Source organism: Sphingomonas sp., from assembly GCF_035758555.1.
Lineage (GTDB): Bacteria > Pseudomonadota > Alphaproteobacteria > Sphingomonadales > Sphingomonadaceae > Sphingomonas_B.
In genome coordinates this window covers 1-2,067 of sequence record NZ_DASTXI010000090.1, presented here as the reverse complement: position 1 = coordinate 2,067, position 2,067 = coordinate 1, and the positions used below count along the sequence as shown (strand labels likewise).

Here is a 2,067-nt window from a genome sequence, read left to right as displayed (position 1 = left end):
CGGCCTGTGGACAGGGGGCGTGCGCAATTCGCGCGCCGGCCACAGCCCGCGCCGGCGGAGCGCCTCGTTGACATCGGCCGGCGCACAGCCGCCGAAGCAATGGACCAGCACGCGGCCGTTCTCGCCCGGCGCGAGGCTCAGCGACGGCGTGCGGTCGTCGTGCGCCGGGCAGCGGCACATCCCTCCGTTCGCGGTCCAGCGTCCGCCGAGCCGCCCGACGAGCGCGCGACCTTCCTCGTCCAGGCTGGGCTGTCCGCCACCGCGCCTCATTCTCCACCTCCTCCTGCCGATCCGCCGCGCCCTCCGCCGCCTCTCCTCAGCGGCGCGGTTCGGCGCCGCCGGTGAGCTCGACGAAGAGCCCGCCGGCGGACGCGTGTTCGGTATCGCCCGCGCGGAATCGCCCGGCGCCTGGCCTGATGAAGAGAGGAGCGGCCGTGCCGGTCGACGCCATGGTGATGGCACCGATCCGCACAGCTGCGCCGGCCGCGGGCGCGGCAGCGGCGACATAGACCCGCGTCTCGCGGGGAAGCTTGCGCCCGCCGGCGAGAAAAGCGGCATAGCGGGAAGGACCGGCATTGTAGGCGGCGAAGAGGTCGGGATAGCCGAACCGGTCGTACATGAGCCGCAAATAAGCGGTGCCGGCGAGAATATTGTCGCGGGGCGCGAACGGGTCGGCGCCGAGCCCGACCAGCGCCCGCATGTCGCGCCACGTGCCCGGCATGAGCTGCATCAGTCCCATCGCTCCGGCGCGGCTGACCACCGGCCGGCCATCGGCCAGGGCGCGTCCGCCGCTCTCGAGCCGCATCACGCGCCGAATCCAGCCGGCCGGGATGTCGAAGCGGGAGGACGCTTCCGCAATATAAGGCGCCCAGCGATCGACCGGCTCCGCCGCCGCCGGCGTCGCGCAGACGGCAGCAAGCGCGAGCAGCACCTTCAGCGCGGCCACAGGAGCATCCCCTTTCCGAGGACATCGCCGGAGCTGCTCACGCCGAAATAGCGGCCGTCGAACGCCAGCGGACCGGCCGGCGACAGCAGGAACAATTCGGCCGGCGCCAGCAGCCGGCAACCGGTCCACCAGGGCATCGGCCGGCCCGAAGGATCGCGCGACCGGCGCAGCGCAGCCGCCTGTCCGTTGACGGAAATCGCCACGCCCTTGGCGCAGACGCGATCGCCGGCGACCGCCACGACGCGCTTCACGAGCGGCACATCGGCCGGAAGATAGTGCCGGGCCGCCGCGAGCCGCCGGGCTCCGTCCGGCGCCCAGGCAATCACGGTATCGCCTGAGCGGAGATCATCGGCGGACGAGACGGCATAAAGCCCGACACGGCTGCTCGGGGTTGCGTTCCAGACCAGCACCGGCGCCGGGCGCGGGGCAAGAGTCGAGCCGAGCGCTGCGGCAGCGAGTGCCGCGACTGCCGCAGCCCGGCTCCGTCGCGCCCCCTGCCCTCCGGGAGATTGCCGCCGCCCGCGCCCATCTGAGCCGGCTGCTCGGCCCCGAGTCGTCACGGACCGCGCACGCCTGAGCCTTCCGACCAGGCGTCCAGATCGTCGATATGGTAGCGAATGTAACGGCTGTGGCGGCGGAACCGCGGGCCGGTCCCCGCTGTGCGCATCGCCTGCATCTTGCGTGGGCTGAGCCCGAGATAGAAACCCGCCTGCTCGGTCGAAAGGAAGGGACTGCCCTTCTTCGCTCGGGCCGCCCGAGCCACTTCATCCTCCATCCGGTCCCTCGCTGCGACGGACAGCGCCCGACTGCGCCTTGGTACGCGTTGCTGCGGCAATTCCCCGTTCGGGCAGAGGCTCGAAAAGGAGCGGACGTAGAATCGAGCCGCCGCCGCCGATGTTGTGCATCCGCGCCGCCCGTCGCGGCGGCGCTTCCGACGCCGCCAACACGCGTTTCCCGGCTGCACGAGGCAGACGCCGACCGGTCGAAAATCGATGATAATTCTGCGTGCGAATGCAGTCAGGCGCTGGCGCTCGGCGCGTTCCCGTCTAAGCTGTGCAACGCAGCCGACGACGAGGAAGGACCCATGAGCAAGCATGCACCCGGCACGGAAGCCAAACGAT

Annotated in this window: 3 protein-coding genes and 1 pseudogene; all 4 read right to left on the bottom strand. The window is 71.4% G+C overall.

Going from position 1 to position 2,067, the window contains the following annotated elements; genetic code table 11:
* Positions 1–270 (bottom strand): annotated as a pseudogene (locus VFT73_RS05505) (hypothetical protein); the annotation flags it as partial.
* Between the two features lie 46 nt (positions 271–316).
* On the bottom strand, positions 317–946 hold the full coding sequence (locus VFT73_RS05500; protein WP_326409161.1) for a lytic transglycosylase domain-containing protein: 630 nt from the start codon (positions 944–946) through the stop codon (positions 317–319).
* Positions 934–1,506, bottom strand: a complete 573-nt coding sequence (locus VFT73_RS05495; RefSeq protein WP_326409160.1) for a S26 family signal peptidase — start codon at positions 1,504–1,506, stop codon at positions 934–936. The genes VFT73_RS05500 and VFT73_RS05495 overlap by 13 nt, the downstream gene beginning before the upstream one ends.
* Positions 1,503–1,709, bottom strand: coding sequence for a helix-turn-helix domain-containing protein (locus VFT73_RS05490; protein WP_414712796.1), 207 nt, complete (start codon positions 1,707–1,709; stop codon positions 1,503–1,505). Before VFT73_RS05490 ends, VFT73_RS05495 begins: the two co-directional genes overlap by 4 nt.
* Positions 1,710–2,067: the final 358 nt, after the last annotated feature.